The sequence below is a fragment of the Ruminococcus bromii genome, assembly GCF_928721825.1.
GTDB classification, from domain to species: Bacteria; Bacillota; Clostridia; order Oscillospirales; family Acutalibacteraceae; genus Ruminococcoides; species Ruminococcoides bromii.
Window position 1 is genome coordinate 1 of sequence record NZ_CAKMVP010000002.1, and the last position, 22,143, is coordinate 22,143.

The 22,143-nt window shown below is 42.0% G+C and carries 20 protein-coding genes; 7 read left to right on the forward strand and 13 right to left on the reverse strand.

Annotation, left to right across the window (positions count from 1 at the left end; all coding sequences use genetic code 11):
• The 4 genes from QDI94_RS00150 to QDI94_RS00165 form a co-directional block, all read left to right on the forward strand.
• The coding region (locus tag QDI94_RS00150; RefSeq protein WP_278866321.1) for a UvrB/UvrC motif-containing protein at positions 1-219 on the forward strand (219 nt) is incomplete at its 5' end.
• 2 nt (positions 220-221) lie between these two features.
• Positions 222-1,211 carry a protein arginine kinase gene (locus QDI94_RS00155; protein WP_015523343.1) on the forward strand — a complete coding sequence of 330 codons (990 nt, stop codon included), beginning with the start codon at positions 222-224 and terminating at the stop codon, positions 1,209-1,211.
• Between the two features lie 46 nt (positions 1,212-1,257).
• A complete protein-coding gene (locus tag QDI94_RS00160) occupies positions 1,258-3,723 on the forward strand; it encodes an ATP-dependent Clp protease ATP-binding subunit (protein ID WP_117881629.1) in 2,466 nt (821 codons plus the stop codon).
• A gap of 134 nt (positions 3,724-3,857) precedes the next feature.
• Complete coding sequence (locus tag QDI94_RS00165) at positions 3,858-4,352, forward strand: hypothetical protein (RefSeq protein ID WP_278866324.1); 495 nt, start codon at positions 3,858-3,860, stop codon at positions 4,350-4,352.
• 384 nt (positions 4,353-4,736) lie between these two features.
• Here the strand turns inward: QDI94_RS00165 and QDI94_RS00170 are convergent, their stop codons facing one another.
• The 13 genes from QDI94_RS00170 to QDI94_RS00230 form a co-directional block, all read right to left on the reverse strand.
• Positions 4,737-6,080, reverse strand: a complete 1,344-nt coding sequence (locus QDI94_RS00170; protein ID WP_278866327.1) for an MATE family efflux transporter — start codon at positions 6,078-6,080, stop codon at positions 4,737-4,739.
• A gap of 185 nt (positions 6,081-6,265) precedes the next feature.
• Positions 6,266-8,179, reverse strand: coding sequence for a lysine--tRNA ligase (lysS, locus tag QDI94_RS00175; protein ID WP_117979658.1), 1,914 nt, complete (start codon positions 8,177-8,179; stop codon positions 6,266-6,268).
• 88 nt (positions 8,180-8,267) lie between these two features.
• Positions 8,268-8,750, reverse strand: a complete 483-nt coding sequence (gene greA / locus QDI94_RS00180) for a transcription elongation factor GreA (protein WP_015522791.1) — start codon at positions 8,748-8,750, stop codon at positions 8,268-8,270.
• Between the two features lie 118 nt (positions 8,751-8,868).
• Positions 8,869-9,696, reverse strand: a complete 828-nt coding sequence (locus QDI94_RS00185) for a hypothetical protein (protein ID WP_101028972.1) — start codon at positions 9,694-9,696, stop codon at positions 8,869-8,871.
• An 87-nt stretch (positions 9,697-9,783) separates the two neighbouring features.
• Entirely contained in the window at positions 9,784-11,100 is a 1,317-nt protein-coding gene (locus tag QDI94_RS00190; RefSeq protein WP_278866330.1) for a murein hydrolase activator EnvC family protein, read from the reverse strand.
• A 32-nt stretch (positions 11,101-11,132) separates the two neighbouring features.
• A complete protein-coding gene (gene ftsX, locus QDI94_RS00195; protein WP_278866332.1) occupies positions 11,133-12,011 on the reverse strand; it encodes a permease-like cell division protein FtsX in 879 nt (292 codons plus the stop codon).
• Between the two features lie 56 nt (positions 12,012-12,067).
• The gene (gene ftsE, locus QDI94_RS00200; protein WP_101069779.1) at positions 12,068-12,832 is read right to left on the reverse strand and encodes a cell division ATP-binding protein FtsE; all 765 of its coding nucleotides are present in this window, start codon (positions 12,830-12,832) and stop codon (positions 12,068-12,070) included.
• Positions 12,833-12,932: 100 nt separating this feature from the next.
• Positions 12,933-14,018, reverse strand: a complete 1,086-nt coding sequence (locus tag QDI94_RS00205) for a PucR family transcriptional regulator (protein ID WP_101028968.1) — start codon at positions 14,016-14,018, stop codon at positions 12,933-12,935.
• A gap of 465 nt (positions 14,019-14,483) precedes the next feature.
• Positions 14,484-15,590, reverse strand: a complete 1,107-nt coding sequence (locus tag QDI94_RS00210) for an ABC transporter ATP-binding protein (protein ID WP_278419716.1) — start codon at positions 15,588-15,590, stop codon at positions 14,484-14,486.
• A gap of 159 nt (positions 15,591-15,749) precedes the next feature.
• The gene (locus QDI94_RS00215) at positions 15,750-16,469 is read right to left on the reverse strand and encodes a pseudouridine synthase (protein WP_278866335.1); all 720 of its coding nucleotides are present in this window, start codon (positions 16,467-16,469) and stop codon (positions 15,750-15,752) included.
• 1 nt (position 16,470) lies between these two features.
• A complete protein-coding gene (locus QDI94_RS00220; RefSeq protein WP_278866337.1) occupies positions 16,471-16,941 on the reverse strand; it encodes a DUF4830 domain-containing protein in 471 nt (156 codons plus the stop codon).
• Positions 16,942-17,025: 84 nt separating this feature from the next.
• Positions 17,026-17,688 (reverse strand): HAD hydrolase-like protein, encoded by a 663-nt coding sequence (locus QDI94_RS00225; RefSeq protein WP_278866338.1) that lies wholly within the window; start codon positions 17,686-17,688, stop codon positions 17,026-17,028.
• Complete coding sequence (locus QDI94_RS00230) at positions 17,681-18,070, reverse strand: thioesterase family protein (protein ID WP_117524045.1); 390 nt, start codon at positions 18,068-18,070, stop codon at positions 17,681-17,683. Before QDI94_RS00230 ends, QDI94_RS00225 begins: the two co-directional genes overlap by 8 nt.
• 165 nt (positions 18,071-18,235) lie before the next feature.
• On the opposite strand from QDI94_RS00230, the gene ychF reads away from it, so the two are divergent.
• The 3 genes from ychF to cas3 all read left to right on the forward strand — a co-directional run bounded on the left by ychF (position 18,236) and on the right by cas3 (position 22,066).
• Positions 18,236-19,330, forward strand: a complete 1,095-nt coding sequence (gene ychF / locus QDI94_RS00235; protein WP_117847126.1) for a redox-regulated ATPase YchF — start codon at positions 18,236-18,238, stop codon at positions 19,328-19,330.
• A gap of 113 nt (positions 19,331-19,443) precedes the next feature.
• Positions 19,444-19,572, forward strand: a complete 129-nt coding sequence (locus QDI94_RS00240) for a hypothetical protein (RefSeq protein WP_015522801.1) — start codon at positions 19,444-19,446, stop codon at positions 19,570-19,572.
• 334 nt (positions 19,573-19,906) lie between these two features.
• Complete coding sequence (cas3, locus tag QDI94_RS00245; RefSeq protein ID WP_278866339.1) at positions 19,907-22,066, forward strand: CRISPR-associated helicase Cas3'; 2,160 nt, start codon at positions 19,907-19,909, stop codon at positions 22,064-22,066.
• The last annotated feature ends 77 nt before the right edge of the window (positions 22,067-22,143 follow it).

Genomic DNA, 22,143 nt, shown 5'->3' on the forward strand with positions numbered 1-22,143 from the left:
GGCGACCAGCTTCTTCCTTCAATCAGAAGAATCCACGGCAACACAACCCATTGCGGTAAGAACAGCCGTTTTGGTACAAAGAAAGCCGAAAAGAGTGCCGAGATGACAAAGAAAGATAAAATCAAGGCACTTAAAAAGGAACTCGACAAGGCAATTTCGGAACAGAATTTTGAACATGCCGCAGAGTTAAGAGATCAGATTAAGGAAATGGAGGCTTAATTATGAGTAACGAAGTAATTTCCACCAGAGTAAGACTTGCAAGAAACCTGAAAGATTACCCGTTTCCGTGCCGACTGTCCGAACAGGGCAGAAAAAAGGTTATTGAAAAGGTTACAAGTGCAATCAGGGACAGCAACAGCTCAATTGCCTCGGATTTCAATCTGATTAAGCTTGATGATTTGACAGAGGCACAGGGTGTGTCGCTTGTTGAAAGACATCTTGTAAGTCCCGAATTCATCAGCGAAACAGAGGGCAGAGCATTGCTGTTGAGCAAGGATGAAAGCATGAGCATTATGATTAACGAGGAAGATCACATAAGACTTCAGGTTATCACAGACGGCTTGTCGCTTGAACAGGCATATGATACAGCCGATAAGCTTGATACCCTGCTTGATGAAAACCTTGAATTTGCTTTTGATGACAAGCTCGGTTATCTTACACAATGCCCTACAAATCTCGGCACAGGCATGAGAGCCTCTGTTATGCTCCATCTGCCGGCACTTGAAAAGAGCCGTACAATCGGCAGAATTGCAGGCAACCTTTCAAAGCTCGGACTTACAATCCGCGGTGCTTACGGTGAAGGCTCAGAACCCAGCGGTTCGCTTTATCAGCTTTCAAATCAGGTAACGCTCGGTATCTCAGAAAAAGCCGCAATTGAAAATCTTGAGAACATCACAAAACAGCTTGTTTCTCAGGAACAACAGGCAAGAGAAAGACTTGCAAAGAGTATTGATATTCAGGACAGCGTGAGCAGAAGCTTAGGCTTGTTGAAATCGGCAATGGTTATGACTCATGACGAGGCTTTAAAGCTGTTGTCAAATGTTCGTTTCGGCATTTTGTCGGGACAGATAAAAGATGTTACCGCAGAGGTTGTTGACTCTCTTATGGAAAAAATTGAGCCTGCAACGCTTATGGTAAACTCAGGAAAAAATCTTTCTGCACAGGAAAGAGATATTGAAAGGGCAAAAATTTTAAGAGAGGCTCTTTCATAGAAAATAAGCAGTTAATACATTATCCACAAGGAAGGGTGATGATTTTATGTATCAGTTCAAAGGTTTTACAGAAAAAGCAAACAAGGCGCTTAATCTTGCGATTGAAAGTGCAGAGGAGATGCGCCACAACTATGTCGGTACAGAACACATTCTCTACGGACTCGTAAAAGAGGGCAGCGGTGTTGCCGCAACCGCTCTTAATGAGTGCGGAGTAACGGAAGATGCTCTCCGTGAAAAGCTTGAATCCATTAACGGTACAATGTCGCTCGTTGAGCTTACTCCCGATGATTTTACTCCCCGTACAAAGAGAGTTCTGAGAGCCGCAGTTATCATTTCTTCAAAAACAGGCTACACCTATGTAGGCACAGAGCATTTGCTCCTTGCAATCCTTTCGGAGAGCGACAGCTACGCAGTTGCTTTTCTTGAAGAACTCGGTGTATCTGTTGAAAGACTTGCACAGGCTGTGTCAAAAGGTATGCAGGGCGGTGCAGATGACGGTTTCGGCGGTTTTGAAAACGAATCCGCTCCGAACGGTTCACAGAAAGGCGGTTCTGCTCTTGATAAATTCGGCAGAGATCTTACTCAAGCCGCAAAGAACGGCGAAATTGATCCTGTAATCGGCAGAGAAAAGGAAATCCAGAGGGTTATCCAGATTCTTTCCCGCCGTACAAAGAACAATCCTGTTCTTATCGGTGAACCAGGTGTAGGTAAAACTGCGGTTGCAGAGGGACTTGCACTTGAAATTGCAAAGGGCAATGTGCCTGAAATTCTTAAAGACAAGCGAGTTGTCAGCCTTGACCTCACAGGTATGGTAGCAGGTGCGAAGTACAGAGGTGACTTTGAGGAGAGAATTAAGGCGGCTATTGACGAGGTTAAAAAGTCAAAGAACACTATCCTCTTCATTGATGAACTTCATACTATCGTTGGTGCAGGTGCCGCAGAGGGCAGTGCAGACGCCGCAAATATCCTTAAACCGTCACTTGCAAGAGGCGATTTTCAGGTTATCGGTGCAACAACTCTTAACGAGTACAGAAAATATATTGAAAAAGATGCCGCTTTGGAGCGTCGTTTCCAGCCCGTAAAGGTTGGCGAGCCTACTCCCGAACAGGCTGTACAGATTCTTAAAGGCTTGCGTGACAGCTACGAGGCACACCATAAGGTTAAGATTACCGATGAGGCAATCAATGCCGCAGTAACATTGTCATCAAGATATATCGCAGACCGTTACCTCCCCGATAAGGCAATTGACCTTATTGATGAGGGTGCGTCAAAGGTAAGGCTTGCATCTCTTACTTCTCCTGATAATGTAAAGGAGCTTGAAGATGAAATTGCAGACTATGAAAAAGAAAAGGCAAGCGCAATTAACGAGCAGGACTTTGAAAGGGCTGCACGACTTCGTGATGAGCAGAAGGAACTTCAGACAAAGCTTGACGATGCAAAGAAGAAGTGGCAGGAACAGCAGAAGGGCAACAGCGGTGAGGTAACTGCCGAGGATATCGCAAAGATTGTTTCCGAATGGACAGGTATCCCTGTTGTTCAGCTTACTAAGGAAGAAAGCGAAAGACTTCTTAACATGGAGAATGTTCTCCACGAAAGAGTTATCGGTCAGAGCGAGGCTGTAACTGCAATCGCAAAGGCTATCAGACGAGGCAGAGTAGGTCTTAAAGACCCGAAAAGACCTGTAGGTTCGTTTATCTTCCTCGGTCCGACGGGTGTCGGCAAAACAGAACTTTGCAAGGCTCTTGCAGAGGCAATGTTCGGCGATGAAAATGCAATGCTCCGTCTTGATATGAGTGAATATATGGAGAAACACACCGTGTCAAAGCTTATCGGTTCACCGCCCGGATATGTAGGCTTTGAGGAGGGCGGTCAGCTCACCGAAAAGGTAAGAAGAAAACCGTATTCGGTTGTACTTTTTGATGAGATTGAAAAGGCTCACCCCGATGTATTCAATATGCTCCTCCAGATTCTTGAGGACGGCAGACTTACCGACTCACAGGGCAGAACGGTTGACTTTAAGAATACCATTATCATAATGACCTCTAATGTCGGCGCAAGACTTATCACCGAAAAGCAGAGCTCACTCGGTTTTAATTCCGAAAATGAGAATGCCGAAGAGAGCGAGAAAAAGGACATCAAGGAGCTTGTAACAGGCGAACTCCGCAAGGTATTCCGTCCTGAATTCTTGAACCGTGTTGACGATATTATCGTGTTCAACAAGCTCAACAAGGACGAAATTAAGCAGATTGCCGTTAAGATGCTCAAAACTCTTGAAAACCGTCTTGATAAGATGAATATTAAAATCAGCTTTACAGACAACGCAATCAGCGAGATTGCCGACAAGGGCTTTGACGAAAACTACGGTGCAAGACCTCTCCGCCGTGCAATACAGAACGAGATTGAAGACCCGCTTTCAGAGCAGATGCTTGAGGGCAAGGTCAAGGACGGCGCAGTAGTTACCTGCGATTTCGCAGACGGTCAGTTTACCTTTACAACAGCAAACGCCAATTAAGCGTAATCCTTAATAAAAATAAAATCAACCGCAGAGCGAAAAACTTTGCGGTTGATTTTTTTGCTTTGAATATCTTGACAAAATAAATTTAAGGTGTATAATTAAGCCTACAAAAACACAAGAGGGTGTTAATTATGAAAAAAATTATCTCGATTATGTTATTAGCAGTTGTTATTTCAACTTCAATTTTGTTTACAGGTTGTGGTGGTGAAGTTGCGTCAAATAACGCTCAAACTTCTGATGAAGCCGATACAACTGCTTTATCAGATACTACTCCGACCGCAGATCCAAACCAATTTTCAGTTGAATTTTATGACTACAAAACTAATGAACTCATTTCAAAATCAAACAAAAACAACCTTAACGAAAAGTTGAAGGCATCTGACGATTTGATATATATGACATCTGATAATAAGGTGGATTCGATAGATGTTGAACCGAGTTATGTACTTCTTTTATCATACCTGAAAGATACCAGTCGAGATATTTGGGCTTTGATATATGTCAAGGGTGATGATGTCTATGTTCAGGCTGACAAAAGACACGCAAACATAAACCTTGACACGGCAGGCTATGACATCTATAAGAGTAAATATAATAAGTCACAGCTTGAAGAACTGATAAAATAATCACAGCATAGAGCTGCCTACATTTAAACAATTTTACAAAACACGGTGTAACCCAAATGCATAAGGTTGCACCGTGTTTTTTATATCAAATTTCTGTTCATAATTTGAAAAGTGTAGCTTTTGCCCCTCAATTTGCATTGAAAAGTGTATTTTTTAGCTGTTCCTATTGAGGTGAAATCGGGCAAGGATTACACGGTTCACAGCGCCTTGAACACATTTGTAAGCAACGAAGATTATCACATTAAAAAAGCCTTTGTCCTTTCAAACGAGAGAACAGTAACTTCCGACGGAAAGACTAACTATAAAAATCAATGCCAAAACAGAAATAACCCTTTGAGAAAAGGATTTCTCCTCTCTCAAAGGGCAAGTTCGATAAACTGGAAGTTAACTAATTGATGCCATTTTATCAGTCGGCCATGATCTCCTGAGAGCCACATAGGAGATTAAAAAGTTTGCAAGCCAACCAGCCGGTACAGCAAGCCAGACAAAGGCAATGCCGAAACGCGGTGCACAGATCAGGGCAACGGACAGACGAATCGCAAGGTTCACCATGTTTGCAACGAGGAACGGACGCATAATTCCGAGGCCGCGAAGAACTCCATCGGTTGCCATCTTGATACCCATGAAGATGAAAAAGTAACCAATCCACCTCATATAATCACCGGACACCTGATAGGCAAACGCCGTTCCGTCTTTTCCTAAGAACAGCGAGGAGATCTGCGTGTGTAGCGTTTCAATGACGAGAAAGGCAAGAACGGCAAAGCACACATCCAGCACCAGTGCAGCATGGTAGCCTTTTTTGATACGATCAATTTTCTTTGCGCCAAGATTCTGGGAAACAAACGGCGAAACCGCATTGCCGATGGATACAAAGATCAATGAAAAAACATTTTCCACCCTCATCGTTGCTGTATACCCGGCGAGTGCCTGTGTACCGAAAGGATTTACCACTGCCTGCACAATCATCATACCGATGGACACTGTGGACTGCTGTAAAACCGACGGCACCGCAATGCGAAGCATGGAATACAGCTCCTGCCGTTCAAACCTGTTAAAGGGGCTTTTATATTGCTGCATCCGTGCAAAGAAAATCAAAAACGAAAATACTGCGGAAATTCCCTGAGCAATCAGGGTTGCAATAGCCGCACCGAACACACCGAGACCTAGCCCGGCTACCATCCAAAGATCCATTAAAATATTCAGGATGGACGAAAAAATCAGCAGTCCCAGCGGAATTTTGGATTCGCCGATTGAGGTGAACATGGTAGAAAGAATGTTATACATAAACAGAAACGGAAAGCCCACAAAATAGACCCGCAGATACAGTACTGCATCATCCAGTATGTCGGCAGGGGTTTGCAGTCCACTCATCATCGAGCCGGCGAAGAAAAAGCCAAAAACACCAAGGACTATACTTAGAAGCAAAAAGCTAATCAAGGAGGTTGACACGATTGTTTTCATTTTGCCATACTCCCTGGCTCCGAAATAACGGCTCACAAGCACACCGGCTCCGACACCGGCTCCCAGTGCCACACAAATGAACACATTGGTCAATGCTGCACATGCACCGACAGCTGCAAGTGCGGAAGGACCAACAAACTGGCCGACAATAATAGAGTCGGCCATATTGTATATTTGCTGAAAAAAACTTCCAAGAATCATTGGCATTGCAAAAACCGTCAACGCTTTGAGGGGCGTATCGGTTATCAAATACTCATCTTTCGACATTATCATATTCCTCCATGGTATCCCATTCACTTACCTTCTCAAATTCCGATTTGTCTTTTTCTTTCTGAAAATGGGCAATCCCGATTGGAATTGCCCACTCATTGCACTAATTATGCGATTTTTCCTTGCTTGCACCGATTTCTGCATCAATCTATTTTGTAAACGGTACATTTTTACATCATATTTTAATAAAGCTTTGCACCTGCGGGAATATGGTTATCGACCATGAGGAGGTGGAGCTTTTCTTCGCCTTCTTCCTCGTGAACTGCACTGAGGAGCATACCGCAGGAGTCAATGCCCATCATTGCTCTCGGCGGAAGATTTGTGATAGCGATAAGAGTCTTTCCAACCAGCTCTTCAGGCTCATAATAAGCGTGGATACCGCTTAAAATTGTGCGGTCTGTGCCTGTGCCGTCATCAAGAGTGAACTGTAAAAGCTTCTTCGACTTCTTAACAGCCTCGCAAGCCTTAACCTTTACTGCACGGAAATCTGACTTTGAAAATGTTTCAAAATCAACATATTCTTCAAACAAAGGCTCAACTTTTACCTTTGAGAAGTCAATCTTTTCTTCAACAACAGCATCCTTTGTTTTCGGAATACCCGACGGCTTTTTGTCGGAATCCAAGCTCTTCATTGTCGGGAAGAGGAGAACATCACGGATTGCGGCTGAATCTGTGAGGAGCATACACATTCTGTCGATACCAAAGCCGATACCGCCTGTCGGAGGCATACCGATTTCAAGTGCGTTGAGGAAATCCTCATCGGTTGTGTTAGCCTCATCATCGCCCTGTGCGAGAAGTGCCTCCTGAGCCTTAAAACGCTCTCTCTGGTCAATCGGATCGTTAAGCTCTGAATACGCATTAGCCATTTCCCAGCCGTTCATAAAGAACTCGAATCTCTCAACATAATCGGGATTTTCGGGTTTCTTCTTTGTAAGCGGAGAAATCTCAATCGGATGATCCATAACGAAAGTAGGCTGAATCATATGCTCTTCTGCAAATTCTTCAAAGAAAAGGTTGAGGATGTCGCCCTTCTTGTGGCGTTCTTCAAACTCAACACCCTTTTCCTTAGCAATTGCCTTAGCCTCTTCGTCAGAATGAATTTCGTTGAAATCAACACCTGAATACTTTTTAACAGCGTCAAGCATTGTAATTCTCTCAAACGGCTTGCCAAGATCCATTTCAATGCCGTTGTATGTGATTGTTGTTGTGCCGAGAACCTCCTGTGCAACATGGCGATAGAGGTTTTCGGTAAGATCCATCATACCGTTGTAGTCTGTATATGCCTGATAAAGCTCCATAAGAGTAAACTCAGGGTTGTGACGGGTGTCAACACCCTCGTTACGGAATACTCTGCCGATTTCGTAAACCTTTTCAAGTCCGCCTACGATAAGTCTTTTGAGGTAAAGTTCAAGAGAAATTCTGAGCTTTAAATCCTCGTCAAGAGCGTTGAAGTGAGTAAGGAACGGACGAGCCGACGCACCGCCGGCATTGGCAACGAGCATAGGAGTTTCAACCTCCATAAAGCCCTGATTGTCAAGGTAACGGCGGATACTGCCGATAATTTTTGAACGCTTTACAAAGGTATCCTTTACCTCGGGATTCATAATAAGGTCAACATAACGCTGACGGTAACGAAGGTCTGTATTTGTAAGACCGTGATACTTTTCGGGGAGGGGTTTGAGTGATTTGGAAAGGAGCTTAACCTCTTTTGCATGAACAGAAATTTCGCCCATTTGCGTTTTGAAAACAAAGCCCTTTACTTCAACGATATCGCCGATATCCCACTTTTTAAGGAAACCGTATTCTTCTTCACCGAGATCGTCAAACTTTGCAAAAATCTGGATTTTGCCCGAACGATCCCAAAGGTCCATAAACGAAACCTTGCCCTTGCCTCTTTTTGAAAGCAAACGGCCTGCAACGCATACATCTTTGTTTTCGTACTCTTCAAAATTGTTTTTAATTGTTTCCGTGAGAACATCACGGGCACTTGTTGTAATTACAAACGGATCTCTGCCTGCTTCTTTGAGGGCGGCAAGCTTTTCGTATCTGACCTTGATAACATCGCTTGTGCCGGTCTGCTGTGGCTTCTGACTCATTTCCAATCATTCCTCTCTTTTCAACATCAATAAATCTGACGGATTGCAAAAGCAGAATCCGTCAGCTAAAATTCAATAGATAAACAAATTACTTTGAGATTTCAAGAATCTTAAATGCCTTTACGCCGCCGGGAGTTTCAACCTCAACAACATCACCGACACATCTGTCCATAAGAGCCTTGCCGACAGGTGATTCGTCTGAAATTTTGCCCTGTGCGGGATTTGTTTCGTTAGAACCCGAACCAACAATTTTGTATGTCATCTGTCTGTCTGTGCCAACCATTTCGATTGTAACAACAGAAGTGAGGTGTACCTTATCGTTAGATGTTTCGGACTCATCAATAATCTGAGCAGTTTTGAGGATAGACTCGATAGTAGCGATTCTTGCCTCCATAATAGCCTGCTCGTTCTTTGCATCATCATATTCACTGTTCTCGGACAAGTCGCCGTAGGAACGGGCTACCTTGATTTTCTCTGCAATTTCTTTACGCTTGACATTTTTTAATTCTGCAAGTTCCTCTTCAAGATTTTTAAGACCTTCCGCAGTAAGCATTGTTGGTTTAGCTGCCATTTTATATCGTTCCTTTCAGTTAATACCGCACCTGCACAAGCGTGCATACGGTATAAAATTCTTTCATATCAGCAAAAAACTGCATATAGATTTATTATAATTTTTTTCGCACCGATTGTCAAGCAAAACGGGCAAGATAACTGCAAAGAGATTTCACTGTCTGCGCCTCATTGTCATTACGGCACAAATCGGGAACAATTGAGCCGAGTTCGTACTGTGAACCGAGTGTGTAGAGTGCTGAGCAGAAGTATTCCTCCGACAATCCCTCAGGCCGCAAAAGTGCGAATCCGTTCGGCATTTTAAAGCAATAGCGAAAATACACAAAGCCCTTTATATTTTCCTTTGGTCTGCCGTTTGTGAGGATGACCGCGTCATTTCTTACAGGCAGATTTTCTTCAATTTCAAACGGTGCAATGACAAGGTCACAATTTGAAAGCTGTTCACGGTGATGGGTAACAACGGCACACGCACCCGTTTCTTCGGCAATGGTATTCAGTTCATCATAGAACACATCTTCGTTGTCTGTGATAATACAGGCATTGCCCGTATATTTCAACACAAATGAAACAAGGTCGGTGCATTGAGCGTCGGGGTCATAAATTCCGACCGTCAGCCTTTCGGGAGTATCAAATTTGCTGAGGGCATAAAGCGCCATATTTGTACAAAGTCTTGCCGAAAAAAACGGCGAGTAAAAACGCTTGTAACCGCTGTCATTTGGGAAAGTCATTTCTTCGCAACACAAAAGTCTTGTGCGCTGATTGCCGATTGCCCTGTCAATTTTATTGAGATTGACCTTTTGTCTGCGACAGATGTATGTAAGCTGTTTTACGCTTACGCCCCTTGCCCTTTTGATTTCAACGCACACCTTGTCCCCTCTCAGCCTGTTAAAAAATCCCCTTATTTTCCCGCACTTTTCGGGAAACACAACATTCAATGAAGTAATCAAAACAAAAACCTCCGCATATTTACTTATTTAAGTATATGCGAAGGCTTTTAAATTAATTATCAAATTGTGTATGTATCAAAGAAATTATCACATGTACGGATACTCAGACATCGGGTTGTATCTTACACCGTTAAGACGGCATTCGTAGTGGAGGTGAGGTCCTGTTGAGTTACCTGTTGAACCGACATAGCCGATAATCTGTCCTCTTGAAACAGACTGACCTGTACTTACTGTAAGACTTGTAAGGTGACCGTAAACTGTCATCTTACCGCCCGCGTGGCTGATCATTACATAGTTACCATAACCGCCGCCACAGCCGCAGCTGTAGCTCTTGCCCCAGTTGTGTGTACAACTGCTGTTGGTTGCGATAACAGTACCGTCGGCAGCCGCAACAACAGGAGTTCCCATAATGCCTGCGCCGGCAATATCAATTCCGCCGTGGTTATAAACTTCTCTGTCCTCAAACCATTCTGATGAAAGGCTTACAAAGCCCGGTGTAGGCCATGCAAAGCCCGAACCCGACGGAACAATTACAGATGATGAACCTGAGCTTGATGAACCCGAACCGCTTGAGCCGCTTGATGAACTGCTTGAAGAGCTGCTTGATGAACTGCTTGAGCTTGAACTCTGTGAAGCCTGAGCAGCCTGTTCCGCAGCCGCCTTCTGAGCGGCATAGTACTCGCTGATTTTGGATTCAATCTCATCACTCTTCAAAGCCGCACTTTCAAGAGAATTTTGCGCCTTGGAATTTGATGCGTACAGATTTTTAAGAATCTCGTCATTATCTGAAATGAGTTTATTAAACTCGTCCTGATCCGACTTCAATGACGACTGCTGAGTTTCAAGGTCTTTCTTGTCGGCCTCAAGGGATTCCTTCTGGGTGCTGAGCTCGTCCAGCTTTGTCTGGATTTCGCTGATAAGCTCCTTGTCGCTGTTTGCAAGGCTCTTTACAAGCTCCATCTTATCAATAAGGTCAGAAAAATCCTTTGCACCGAAAATGATTTCAAGGTCTGTTGCGTTGCCCGACATATAGAGAATTCTGAGTCTGTTTGCAAGTGCGTCAAACTGATCCTCAACTTCCGAAAGTCCCTTGTCATAAGCGTCCTGCTTTTCCTTAATATCATCGTTAAGGCTTGAAATTTTCTCACGGGTTACTGCAATTTTTTCATCAAGAACCTGAACCTTGCTTACAAGGGCGCTCTTGTATTCTTCCTTTTCTGCGATGTCAGACTTTGTATCATCAAGAATCTTCTGATACTTCTGATTTTCCTGTTCAAGCTGCTGAAGCTGTTGTTCAAGGTCTGAGATGCTGTCCTCAGCAGAAACAACAGTCGGAATTGCCATAGGAATTGAAATCATACATACGCAGAGCATTGCACATAAAATTCTTTTTAATTTGTTCATTGTAATCTCCTCCTTTAAGATTTCTGTCGGGATTACCAACCGAGTATTTCGTTACCTTCCATTTTAAGGTATTTTCTTATTGAGATAAAGCTGCCGAAGAAGCCGATAACAACACCCGCAACTGCAAACAAGCCGCCTGTAATCCAGATGACATTGTTAATCGGAATGAAATCAATCGGAACAATCTGATAAACAAGAGCCTGTGCAGTTTCATAGAGAATTGCAATTGCACCTGTTGAAAGAATTGCGGAAATAAGTCCGATTATCATACCTTCAATAAGGAAAGGCCAGCGGACAAACGAATTCGTTGCGCCAACCGATTTCATAATGCTGATTTCAAATCTTCGTGAGTACATTGTCGCACGAATTGTGTTGGCAATGATGAAGATTGAAATGATTGTCAGCGCACAAACAACCGCAATACAAATCATATTGACAAGATTGCTGATGTCCGTAAGCTTTTTGGCAAGTTCACGGTGACTGCTGAAACTGTCAACACCGTCAATTTTCTTGATTTGTGCAATAGTTTCATCGTACTTTGACAAATCCTTCATCACTACAATAAATGAATCAGGAAGTTTGTTTCTGCCTTTCATCTCGGCAAAAAGGTCGTCGCCAAGGGTTGATTTATACTGCTTTATCGCATCTTCCTTTGAAAGGAAGGTTGCAGACTCAACATTGTCAAGCTTTTCAATTGCTTTTCCTACATAAACAGCCTCAAGCTGTGAATATCCGTCTTTAATGTATACAGAGGTTTCATTTGACTTGCCGACAGATTCAACAACCTTGTCAACATTCAATGAAAAAAGTGCCGCCGCACCTGTGAGAACAAGACAGCTTATAAGTACGCAGACGGAAGCGATACTCATAATACGGTTGTTCCACACATTTTTGAAACCTTCTTTTGCCAAATAACCAAATCCGGTCATATCAAAAATCCTTTCAAAATCCTATTTGCGCAAACGCATTATTCCGGAACAACCACTGCATTATCGGGATAATCCGGTGTATTTTCTTCTTCACCGCTGTCATCACCGTAATCGTCAGTATAGTCATCTTTAACAAACAAATCCTTGGTGTCGCTCTTAATTTTTCCGTGGTCAAGAACAACAACTCGTCTGTCAAACTCACGAACAAGGTCATGTTCATGCGTTACAACAATAACGGTTGTGCCTGTTGCGTTAATTTCATTGAGAAGCTCAATGATTTCGTGTGACATCTCGGGGTCAACATTACCTGTCGGCTCATCGGCAATAATAATTTCGGGATTATTCACAAGTGCTCTTGCAAGGCTTACACGCTGTTGCTCACCGCCCGAGAGTTCACTCGGTCTGTTTTTCATCTTATCTTTAAGACCGACAAGCTCAAGCACATACGGAACACGCTTTTTAATTACTGCCGAAGGTTTTCCGACAGCACGCATCGCAAACGCAACATTGTCGAAAACATTCATCTTGTCAATAAGTCTGAAATCCTGAAAAACAATGCCCATATGACGGCGCATATAAGGAACCTTGCTCCTTCTCAGCTTTGTAACATCAGTGTCGTTGATAACGATTTTGCCCGATGTCGGAGTCTCCTCATGCATAATGAGTTTAAGAAATGTACTCTTGCCTGCGCCCGATGCACCGACAATAAATACAAACTCGCCCTTATCAATACTCAGCGTAATACCGTAGAGAGCATGAGTGCCGTTAGGGTATGTTTTAGACACATTTATAAAATCAATCATAAAGTCACCTTTGTTTTGTAGTTATTGTACAAATACTCATAAAAAGTCAAAACGCCCAGAGCACAGCGAACGCACTATGCTCGGGCACACTTTAACTAAATCAGTATTTTGTAGGACTTGCGTTGAGGTATTTCTTAACCATAAGAGCTACCTTGAACACAATTGCATCCTCAAACTCACGAAGGTCAAGACCTGTGAGCTTTTTAATTTTTTCAAGTCTGTACACAAGAGTATTTCTGTGTACGAAGAGCTTTCTTGATGTTTCGGAAACATTGAGGTTGTTTTCAAAAAATCTCTGAATTGTAAAGAGAGTTTCCTGATCAAGGCTTTCAATTGAACCTCTCTTGAAAACTTCCTTGAGGAACATCTCGCATAAGGTTGTGGGAAGCTGATAGATAAGACGGGCAATGCCGAGGTTATCATAGCTTACGATTGTACGGTCAGTGTCAAATACCTTTGCAACCTCAAGCGCCGACTGAGCCTCCTTAAAGCTTCTTGCAAGATCCTTGATGCCTGTAACCGTTGTACCGATACCGACAACGCAATGCGTGTAGAACTCGCTCGAAAGTGTGTCTGAAATCGAGCTTGCCAACTTTTCAAGGTCACGGCTCTCTGTGTCAGGCTTGATTTCCTTAACAAGTGCAATTTCAACCTCGTTAATGTTGATAACAAAGTCCTTTGACTTGTCCGGAAAAAGGTTCTGAATTATATCATAAGCGGAAACATCTGTTTTAGAAACAATTTTAATAAGCAGGCAAACACGGGAAACCTCGCTGTTAAAGTGAAGCTCTCTTGCTTTAAGGTAAATGTCACCCGGAAGAATGTTATCAAGAATAACATTCTTAATAAAGTTTGAACGATCATACTTTTCGTCATAATACTGCTTGATGCTTGCAAAGGAAACCGACAAAAGCTGAGCATACTTCTGAGCATACTCATCGGTACCCTGAACAAACACTGCATAATCATACTTTGCATTGCTGCCGAAAGATCTGTATGTATAGCCGTTCACAACAAACGGTGCTGTCGAGCTGAGTGTTTCGGAATTAACGCTCTCGTTTACCTCGCCGATTTTTCCAAGCTCGGAGCAGGCAATAACAACCGAAGTCTCGTCAATTACGCCAATCGTTCTGTCGATTGCGTCTTTCATCTGGTGTACAATACCTTGAAATAATCTGTTTGACATAAATTTTTACCTCGTTTTCTCCGCAGTTATATATTGTGATTGTAAAAGAGTTCAATAAAATACAATCTGTCTCATATACATATTACACAAAAACGAGAAAAAAATCAACCTCTATTTACAATTTTTCTTGAATTTTTTTAGAGAATTTGCATAATCAGCAACAAGTTACAGTTTTGAAAGCAAAATTAAACAATTGTTACATAACTTTATTACTTTTTTAATATATCACAACATTGTGTTGATTTTGTGACAAAATACGAAAAATTGTTCATTCGTCACAGTAAAACGAATTTAAAAAGGCTATACAATAAGGCTCTATAATAAAAGTTGGAGCAGAAAAAGAGCCTGTAAATAAAAAGTAAAAAAGCAGAGCATATTTTGCCAAAATCCGTTAAAATAGAATTGCCTAAAAAGCCGAAACGGCGGAGCATAACGCTCCGCCGTGAAATACAAATTAAATTATAATCAGTTTGTGATTGTCTTCTCAGTGTCCTTATCAAAGATATGGAGTTTGCTGAGGTCGAAAGCAATCTCAATGTCGTCGCCCGGCTTAGCTGTTGAAGTCGGTTCAACACGAGCTGTAATAGGTGTACCGTTGATGTTTACATAGAGATAAATCTCAGCGCCCATAAGCTCGGTAACATCAACATTGGCTTTGAGAAGGCACTCAGCCTTAGCAATTTCTTCAGGCTCATCGTGAACATGCTCAGGACGGATACCGAAAACAACTTCCTTGCCAACATAGTTGTCGAGGTCAGCATTGACCTTTGACTCGGGAACAGGAACGTGATACTTGTCAAAATCAAGAGTGTACTTGCCGCCGTTCTTAGAGAGAACAGCGTTGATGAAGTTCATCTGAGGTGAACCGATAAATCCGGCAACAAACATATTGCAAGGCATATCATAAAGATGCTGAGGAGTATCAACCTGCTGAATGAAACCGTCTTTCATAACAACAATTCTTGTACCCATTGTCATAGCCTCTGTCTGGTCATGGGTTACATAGATAAATGTTGTGCCGAGACGCTGATAAATTTTTGAAATCTCTGTTCTCATCTGAGCACGGAGCTTAGCGTCAAGGTTTGAAAGCGGTTCGTCAAGAAGGAATACCTTCGGGTTACGAACGATAGCACGGCCGAGAGCAACACGCTGTCTCTGACCGCCTGAAAGAGCCTTTGGCTTTCTGTCAAGATACTGCTCGATACCGAGGATTCTTGCAGCCTCTTCAACTCTTCTCTTAATATCTTCCTTAGGGAACTTACGGAGTTTAAGACCGAATGCCATATTATCATATACTGTCATATGAGGATAAAGAGCATAGTTCTGGAATACCATCGCAATATCTCTGTCCTTAGGTGCAACATCGTTTGCGAGTGTATCGCCGATATAAAGCTCACCCTTTGAAATATCCTCAAGTCCTGCAATCATTCTGAGAGTTGTTGATTTACCGCAGCCTGAAGGACCAACGAGAATGATAAATTCTTTGTCGGCAATCTCAAGGTTGAAGTCTGTAACAGCAGTTACACCGCCGTCATAAATCTTGTAAACATGTCTTAATGAAACATTTGCCATTGTGTATAAACCTCCAATTAGTCGATAACTATAAAGTCCTTAGCTTTATTACTACAATAATATACCACTTTTCGCACAATTTGACCATACCGAAATTGACCAAAGATATATGCATTATTTTATTTAAAACTGACACAGGATAAAATTCAGATGCATTTTTTAGTGTATATTGCCGATAAAGACCGACTTTTTATCCAAATCCGTCAACAATTTACACTCACCTATGTGCAAATTGCTATCAAGATACAAACCGCCTATTGAAATTCGTTGAAGATGCACAACTTTTAATCCACAACACAAAAACATTTTTTTAACCTGATGATATTTACCCTCACAAATTGTGACAATTCCTGTTTTTTTATCATTTTCGTCACATTCAAGCACGGCACTGCGGCACTTCGTACCGTCAGAGAACTCAATTCCGTCAGAAAAAGCCTTTACGGTATCTTCTGTGATTTCTCCGTCAAGCTTTGCAATATATTTCTTGTCCACATGCTTTTTAGGCGAGGTTATGCTGTGCGCAAAGTCACCGTCATCTGTAATAAGAAGCAGTCCCTCCGTATCACGGTCAAGTCTGCCGACGGGGAAAAGTCCCTTTCGTTTCATATCCTCGGGGATAATGTCAATAACAGTTTTAAACTGCCTGTCCTCGGTTGCCGAAACAACTCCCGCAGGTTTGTTCATCATTATATATGTGTATTTGCTGTAATTCAAAGCCTGTCCGTCCACAACAATTTCATCCTTGTCGGGGTCAACCTTTGTATCAGGCTTTTTGCAGATTTTTCCGTTCACAAGAACCGCACCGCTTTTAATCAGCTTTTGAACCTCTTTTCTGCCGTCGGCTCTTTGTGACGAAATAAGCTTATCAAGTCTTTCCATCTTATTCAACAAGCGGCAGATTTTTACTGCCGTATTCTCCGTTTGTAATGTGTCCGCCGATTACCCTGTTTTTGTAAACAAGCAAAACGGCATTGTTATCCTTTGGCTTTTCCAGGGGAACGGTAATCTCCGTAACCTCTTTGCCCTTGAATTTTCCGAGGTCAAGTCCGAATTTCTTCTGAAGTTCGTTGTATTCCTCGTAATATTCATTAAAATCCGACGGAATTACAACCGAGCGTTTCTCAGGCTTTGCATCGGCGGTTTCAATTCCGAACTGTTCAAGGAATTTTTTCTCCTCACCGTCATTAAGCACAAGAGAATACTCCCCTGTTTTATCACTCACGGCTGTATCGGGCAACCGTGAATTTATTGCAACCGTGACGGCTGTACATATTATTGCCGCTGTTACGGACAGCACCGCCGCCAAAATTACTGTTTTTTTAGCCTTAATTTTTAAATTAAAAACGAACATTATAAATCCTCCGCACATTTTATTCTCTGATAAAATGTATGCGAAAAATCTTCGGATAATTCCGTTTGTCCGATTTCAAATTATTTACTTTGTAAGAACATCCAAGAGTTCAGCCGTTGTTTTTACAAACACCCTGCCGCCCTCTTTTTTCATACTTTCAAGGTCGCCGTAGCCGTATTCAACACCGACAAAATCAACACCGCAAAGTCTTGCACCCTTTGTGTCAAACCAAGTGTCGCCAATCATAACGGTATCTTTTCTGTCATTTTCAAGACTGCCGCCTAATCTTTCAACTGCATACGGAATGAGGTCTTTTTTATCTTTTCTGCTGCCGTCAAGTGTTGAACCGCAGATCGCGTCAAACATATCATGCACACCGAGAAGTTCTGTAATTTCTTCGGCAAACTTTTCATACTTTGACGAACACACGGCAAGCTTTGCACCGCTGTTTTTAAGCTCTGCAAGAACCCTGTCAATGCCGTCATAAAGCTTGTTCACAAGCTTGCCCTTGGTGTTGTAGTATTCACGATAAATTTCAACGCCTCTTGCCGATTCTTCCTCATTGAAACGGCAGATATTGCGGAATGTATCGAGCAGCGGCGGTCCGATATACAATGTGTAATCGTCAAGATTCGGCAACGGCTTGCCCATACTTTTAATTGCGTTTTCAAGTGACTCTCTTATGCCCAATGCGCTCTCGCTGATTGTGCCGTCAAGGTCAAACAGATAATATTTGTACTTATTCATCAAACTTGCTGTCCGCCTTCATCTGAAATTTTTCTGATTTTACGCTTACTCTTGTGTGAGTGCCTCTTGCAATTTCACCCTTTTTATCTTCGGCAAAAACTTCAAAATTAAACATTCTGCCGTCAACGCTTTTGAGAACGGCTGTTGCCGTAACCTCAGCACCGAGAGGAGTGGGGCTTGTGTGCTCAATTGAAATCATCGTGCCGACAGTTGTAAGTTCTTCGTTGTCAAGAACCTTGTCTGCAAGAGCTGCGGCGGCATTTTCCATAAGAGCCACAACGCAAGGAGTTGCAAGCACACAAAGACTGCCGCTGCCCATTGAAACGGCAAGATTTTCTTCTTCAACCTTAATTGTTACAGAATATGTATTTATTTCGCTCATAAAAATTTCCTTTCTTATTGTTTAAAGCAATTTTATGTGATATACTTAACAAAGTGTGCATTACTCGTCTGTGAATTGACAGAGTAAGTATCCATACGATATAATAATACAATATTCAGTGAAAATAGGCAAGCATTGCCCGAATATTATTTGAGGTGAAAATAAATGAAACTCGGAATCGTCGGACTTCCAAATGTCGGCAAAAGTACTCTTTTTAACGCAATTACAGACGCAGGTGCTCAGAGTGCAAACTATCCTTTCTGCACAATTGAACCGAATATCGGTGTTGTTGCAGTTCCGGACAAAAGACTTGATAAACTTGCGGAAATGTATGATCCTGACAAATATACTCCTGCGTCAATTGAATTTGTAGATATCGCAGGTCTTGTAAAGGGTGCGTCAAAGGGCGAGGGACTCGGCAACAAGTTCCTTTCAAACATCCGTGAATGTGACGCTATCGTTCATGTTGTTCGTTGCTTTGAAAACGACGACATTATCCATGTTGAAGGCAACATCAACCCTGCCCGTGACATTGAAACAATCAATCTTGAGCTTATTCTCTCCGATGTTGAAATGCTCGAACGCAGAATTGACAAGACAAAGAAAATGCTCAAGGGCGATAAAAAGTATCAGAAAGACATCGACCTTTTTGAAAGAGTTCTTGACGCACTCAACGAGGGCAAACCCGCGAGAAGTGTTGAATGTGACGATGACGAAAAAGCAATTCTTTCAGAGGTTGCGCTTCTCACAAACAAGCCTGTTATCTATGCCGCAAATATGAGTGACGAGGATTTCTCAAACGGCATCGACTCAAACGAGGGCTACAAGGCTGTTCAGAAGATTGCCGCCGAGGAGCACGCCGGCGTTCTTCCAATCTGCGCTCAGATTGAGGAAGAAATCGTTGAGATGGACAAGGAAGAAAAGGAAATGTTCCTTGCCGATATGGGACTTGAAGAAAGCGGTCTTGACAGACTTATCAAGGAATGTTATGCACTTCTCGGACTTATCTCCTACCTTACGGCAGGCAAACAGGAGGTTCGTGCATGGACAATCAAAAAAGGAACAAAAGCACCTCAGGCAGCGGGCAAAATTCACTCGGATTTTGAGCGTGGATTTATCAGAGCCGAGGTTATCGCATATGACGACCTTATCGCCTGCGGAAGTATGACAGCCGCAAAAGAAAAAGGTCTTGTCCGCAGTGAGGGCAAGGACTATGTTATGAAAGACGGCGATGTCGTTCTTTTCAGGTTCAATGTTTAATTAAATCATTACAGTTGATGACGGTTACGAAGATTTTCGCAGCCGTCATTTTTTGATGTCACACATTTCTCCTTTTGCAATAATATGTAGTGTAAACGAAAGGAGGTAAGCGTATGTGTAACTTTGGTAACGGCAACGGCTGCTGCTCATGGATTATTCTTCTTATCATCGTTCTCTGCTGCTGCGGCGGAAATAACGGCGGCTGCGGTTGTGACAACAACAGCTGTGGTTGCGGCTGCTGATAAAGCACGCTGACTAAGACCCCATTCGGCTTATTGCTGAGGATGTTTTAATATAGAAAAGGGCGGATACCGTATTTTGCGATATCCGCCCTTTGTTAATGCGGCTCAATTTCAATATTTGGGATACCCCCAAAAAACGGAAAGGTAACGGAAGAAGGTTAAAAATGCATTACAACAATAATTAAACACACATAAGTTTGATTTGTAAGCACTAAAAAATTTATTATAAAACCTAAATACATACTAATAGTATTCAAAAATAACCGTAAATACTATTGAAAATAACCAAATAAGTGATATAATAGTGTTATAATTATCTTTGGGAGTGATGCTTTTGCGATATTTGGCACATAAACGAAATGATACGGACGGAAAAGAAGAATTGTTGATTGATCATCTGAATCAAACTGCCGAAATGGCGGCTGAATTTGCAAAAAGTTTTGGTTATGAAAAAATTGCTTATGAAATGGGTAAACTTCACGATATAGGCAAATACAGCGAAAAATTTCAAAGGCGTATCAACGGCGAAAATATTACCGTAAATCATTCAACGGCAGGTGCAATAACCGCATGTAAACATAAATTGGTTATGACAGCGTTTTGCATTTCGGGTCATCACGGAGGATTGCCTGATTTTGGAAGCAGTTGTGATATGCCTGACTCCGGTACATTTCTCGGAAAAGTAAATGACAAAAGCATTGAAAATTATTCTGCGTGGGAAACCGAACAGCCTGATTTTGAAAAGCAAATTGTTCCCGAAGTCTTAAAAACCGATGAATTTAAAAATGCGTTTTTGATACATATGCTGTTTTCCTGCCTTGTTGACTCGGATTTTATATGCACTGAGCGTTTTATGCTTGACGATACGGTTAGCCGTGGAGGATATGATGATATCCCTGTTTTGCTTGAAAGACTTAACGCTTATACTGCCAAATGGGGAACACCTACAAAAGAACTGAATATACTTCGTTCTGAAATTCAAAAGCAATGTATAGCCGCCAAAGACAGCGACGAAAATCTTTTGTCACTTACAGTCCCTACAGGCGGCGGAAAGACGATATCTTCGCTTGCTTTTGCACTGAATTATGCGGTTCAGGACAAGCACAAGCGAAAGCGTGTGATTTATGTAATTCCTTACACGAGCATTATTGAGCAAAATGCCGCCGTTTTTAAGGACGCACTCGGCGCAGAAAATGTTGTTGAACACCATTCCAATGTTACTTTTGATCCTAAAAAAACTTCGTCAGAAACGGTTCAAAGACAACAACTTGCCTGCGAAAACTGGGACGCTCCGGTTATAGTGACGACTGCGGTTCAGTTTTTTGAATCCTTATTCAGCAACAAGCCCTCAAAAAGCAGAAAATTGCATAATATTTCCGACAGCGTAATTATTTTTGACGAGGCGCAGATGTTGCCGATACAGTATCTTGTGCCGTGTGTAAAAGTTATTAACGAACTGACTGAAATTTGCAATTCTACGGCTGTTCTTTGTACAGCAACACAGCCGAGTCTTGATAAATTTTTCGGTGAATGTAAGGGGTTGAGCAATTACAAAATTCCTGAAATATGCCGTGAAAATCCCGAAAAATATGCCGAAAAGTTTCGCAGAACGGAATTTGTTTATGACGGGAATCTTGACGATGACGAGCTTGTGTTCAGACTGCAAAATGAAGAACAGGTGCTTTGTGTGGTTAATAAAAAGGAACACGCTAAAAAGCTGTTTTCAATGCTTGGTGAAAGTGAAGAAAATATATGCCTTTCGACCCACGAATATCCTGCACACAGAAAGCGTTCAATTGAAAAGATAAGAAACCGTTTGAACAACAATTTGCCTTGCAAAGTTATTTCGACAAGTCTGATTGAAGCGGGTGTAGATTTGGATTTTAAGACAGTTTACAGAGCCATTTCGGGAATTGACTCGATTTTACAGGCAGGCGGAAGATGCAACCGAGAGGGCAAAAATAACAGGAGCGACAGCCTTGTTCATATTTTTGACACAGGAGAAATAATATCCTGTCAGCAGAAAAATGCCTCAGTTGCCCGTAAGATTATTGAAAAGTACGGTTCGGAAATTTACACAGCAACTGCTATTAAAGAATATTTTGATGAGTTGTATTACTATCTGAAAAGCGGAAATGATGATGACTTTAACTATAAAAATATAGTTAAAAAGTATCAGCACTTTCAATTTAAAACTGTGGCAAATGATTTTAAAATGATAGATAACAATGCAAAGACGGTGTATATACCAACTGAGTATAATAAGAGTTTAATTTCAGAACTACGCAACAAAAAATATACAAAGAATCTGTTCCGTGAGCTTGAACAATATGCCGTTAATCTTTATTTGTGGGAATTTGAAAAACTTGATGGGGCTTCGGCAATCGAAATTGTTGACGATGAATTTTTCATTTTGGCAGACAGCAAATATTACAGCGAAAAAACAGGTATTATTTTCCCCGACAGCGGACTTGGTATGGGAATATGCATATAAAAACAAAACGGGAGCAAGAATGATGCTCTTGCTCCCATTTTGTGAAAACTAAAAATATAACATTTCAATCCACTGCT

Excerpts from the sequence above, each read along its gene's own strand:
- QDI94_RS00240 (WP_015522801.1), top strand. The coding sequence starts at position 19,444 with ATGTGTAACTTTGGTAACGGCAACGGCTGCTGCTCATGGATTATTCTT.
- ychF (WP_117847126.1), top strand. The coding sequence starts at position 18,236 with ATGAAACTCGGAATCGTCGGACTTCCAAATGTCGGCAAAAGTACTCTT.
- ftsE (WP_101069779.1), bottom strand. The coding sequence starts at position 12,832 with ATGATTGATTTTATAAATGTGTCTAAAACATACCCTAACGGCACTCAT.
- QDI94_RS00160 (WP_117881629.1), top strand. The coding sequence starts at position 1,258 with ATGTATCAGTTCAAAGGTTTTACAGAAAAAGCAAACAAGGCGCTTAAT.
- QDI94_RS00210 (WP_278419716.1), bottom strand. The coding sequence starts at position 15,590 with ATGGCAAATGTTTCATTAAGACATGTTTACAAGATTTATGACGGCGGT.
- QDI94_RS00165 (WP_278866324.1), top strand. The coding sequence starts at position 3,858 with ATGAAAAAAATTATCTCGATTATGTTATTAGCAGTTGTTATTTCAACT.
- QDI94_RS00230 (WP_117524045.1), bottom strand. The coding sequence starts at position 18,070 with ATGAGCGAAATAAATACATATTCTGTAACAATTAAGGTTGAAGAAGAA.
- lysS (WP_117979658.1), bottom strand. The coding sequence starts at position 8,179 with ATGAGTCAGAAGCCACAGCAGACCGGCACAAGCGATGTTATCAAGGTC.
- QDI94_RS00170 (WP_278866327.1), bottom strand. The coding sequence starts at position 6,080 with ATGTCGAAAGATGAGTATTTGATAACCGATACGCCCCTCAAAGCGTTG.
- QDI94_RS00225 (WP_278866338.1), bottom strand. The coding sequence starts at position 17,688 with ATGAATAAGTACAAATATTATCTGTTTGACCTTGACGGCACAATCAGC.
- QDI94_RS00220 (WP_278866337.1), bottom strand. The coding sequence starts at position 16,941 with ATGTTCGTTTTTAATTTAAAAATTAAGGCTAAAAAAACAGTAATTTTG.
- QDI94_RS00155 (WP_015523343.1), top strand. The coding sequence starts at position 222 with ATGAGTAACGAAGTAATTTCCACCAGAGTAAGACTTGCAAGAAACCTG.
- QDI94_RS00215 (WP_278866335.1), bottom strand. The coding sequence starts at position 16,469 with ATGGAAAGACTTGATAAGCTTATTTCGTCACAAAGAGCCGACGGCAGA.
- QDI94_RS00205 (WP_101028968.1), bottom strand. The coding sequence starts at position 14,018 with ATGTCAAACAGATTATTTCAAGGTATTGTACACCAGATGAAAGACGCA.
- greA (WP_015522791.1), bottom strand. The coding sequence starts at position 8,750 with ATGGCAGCTAAACCAACAATGCTTACTGCGGAAGGTCTTAAAAATCTT.
- QDI94_RS00190 (WP_278866330.1), bottom strand. The coding sequence starts at position 11,100 with ATGAACAAATTAAAAAGAATTTTATGTGCAATGCTCTGCGTATGTATG.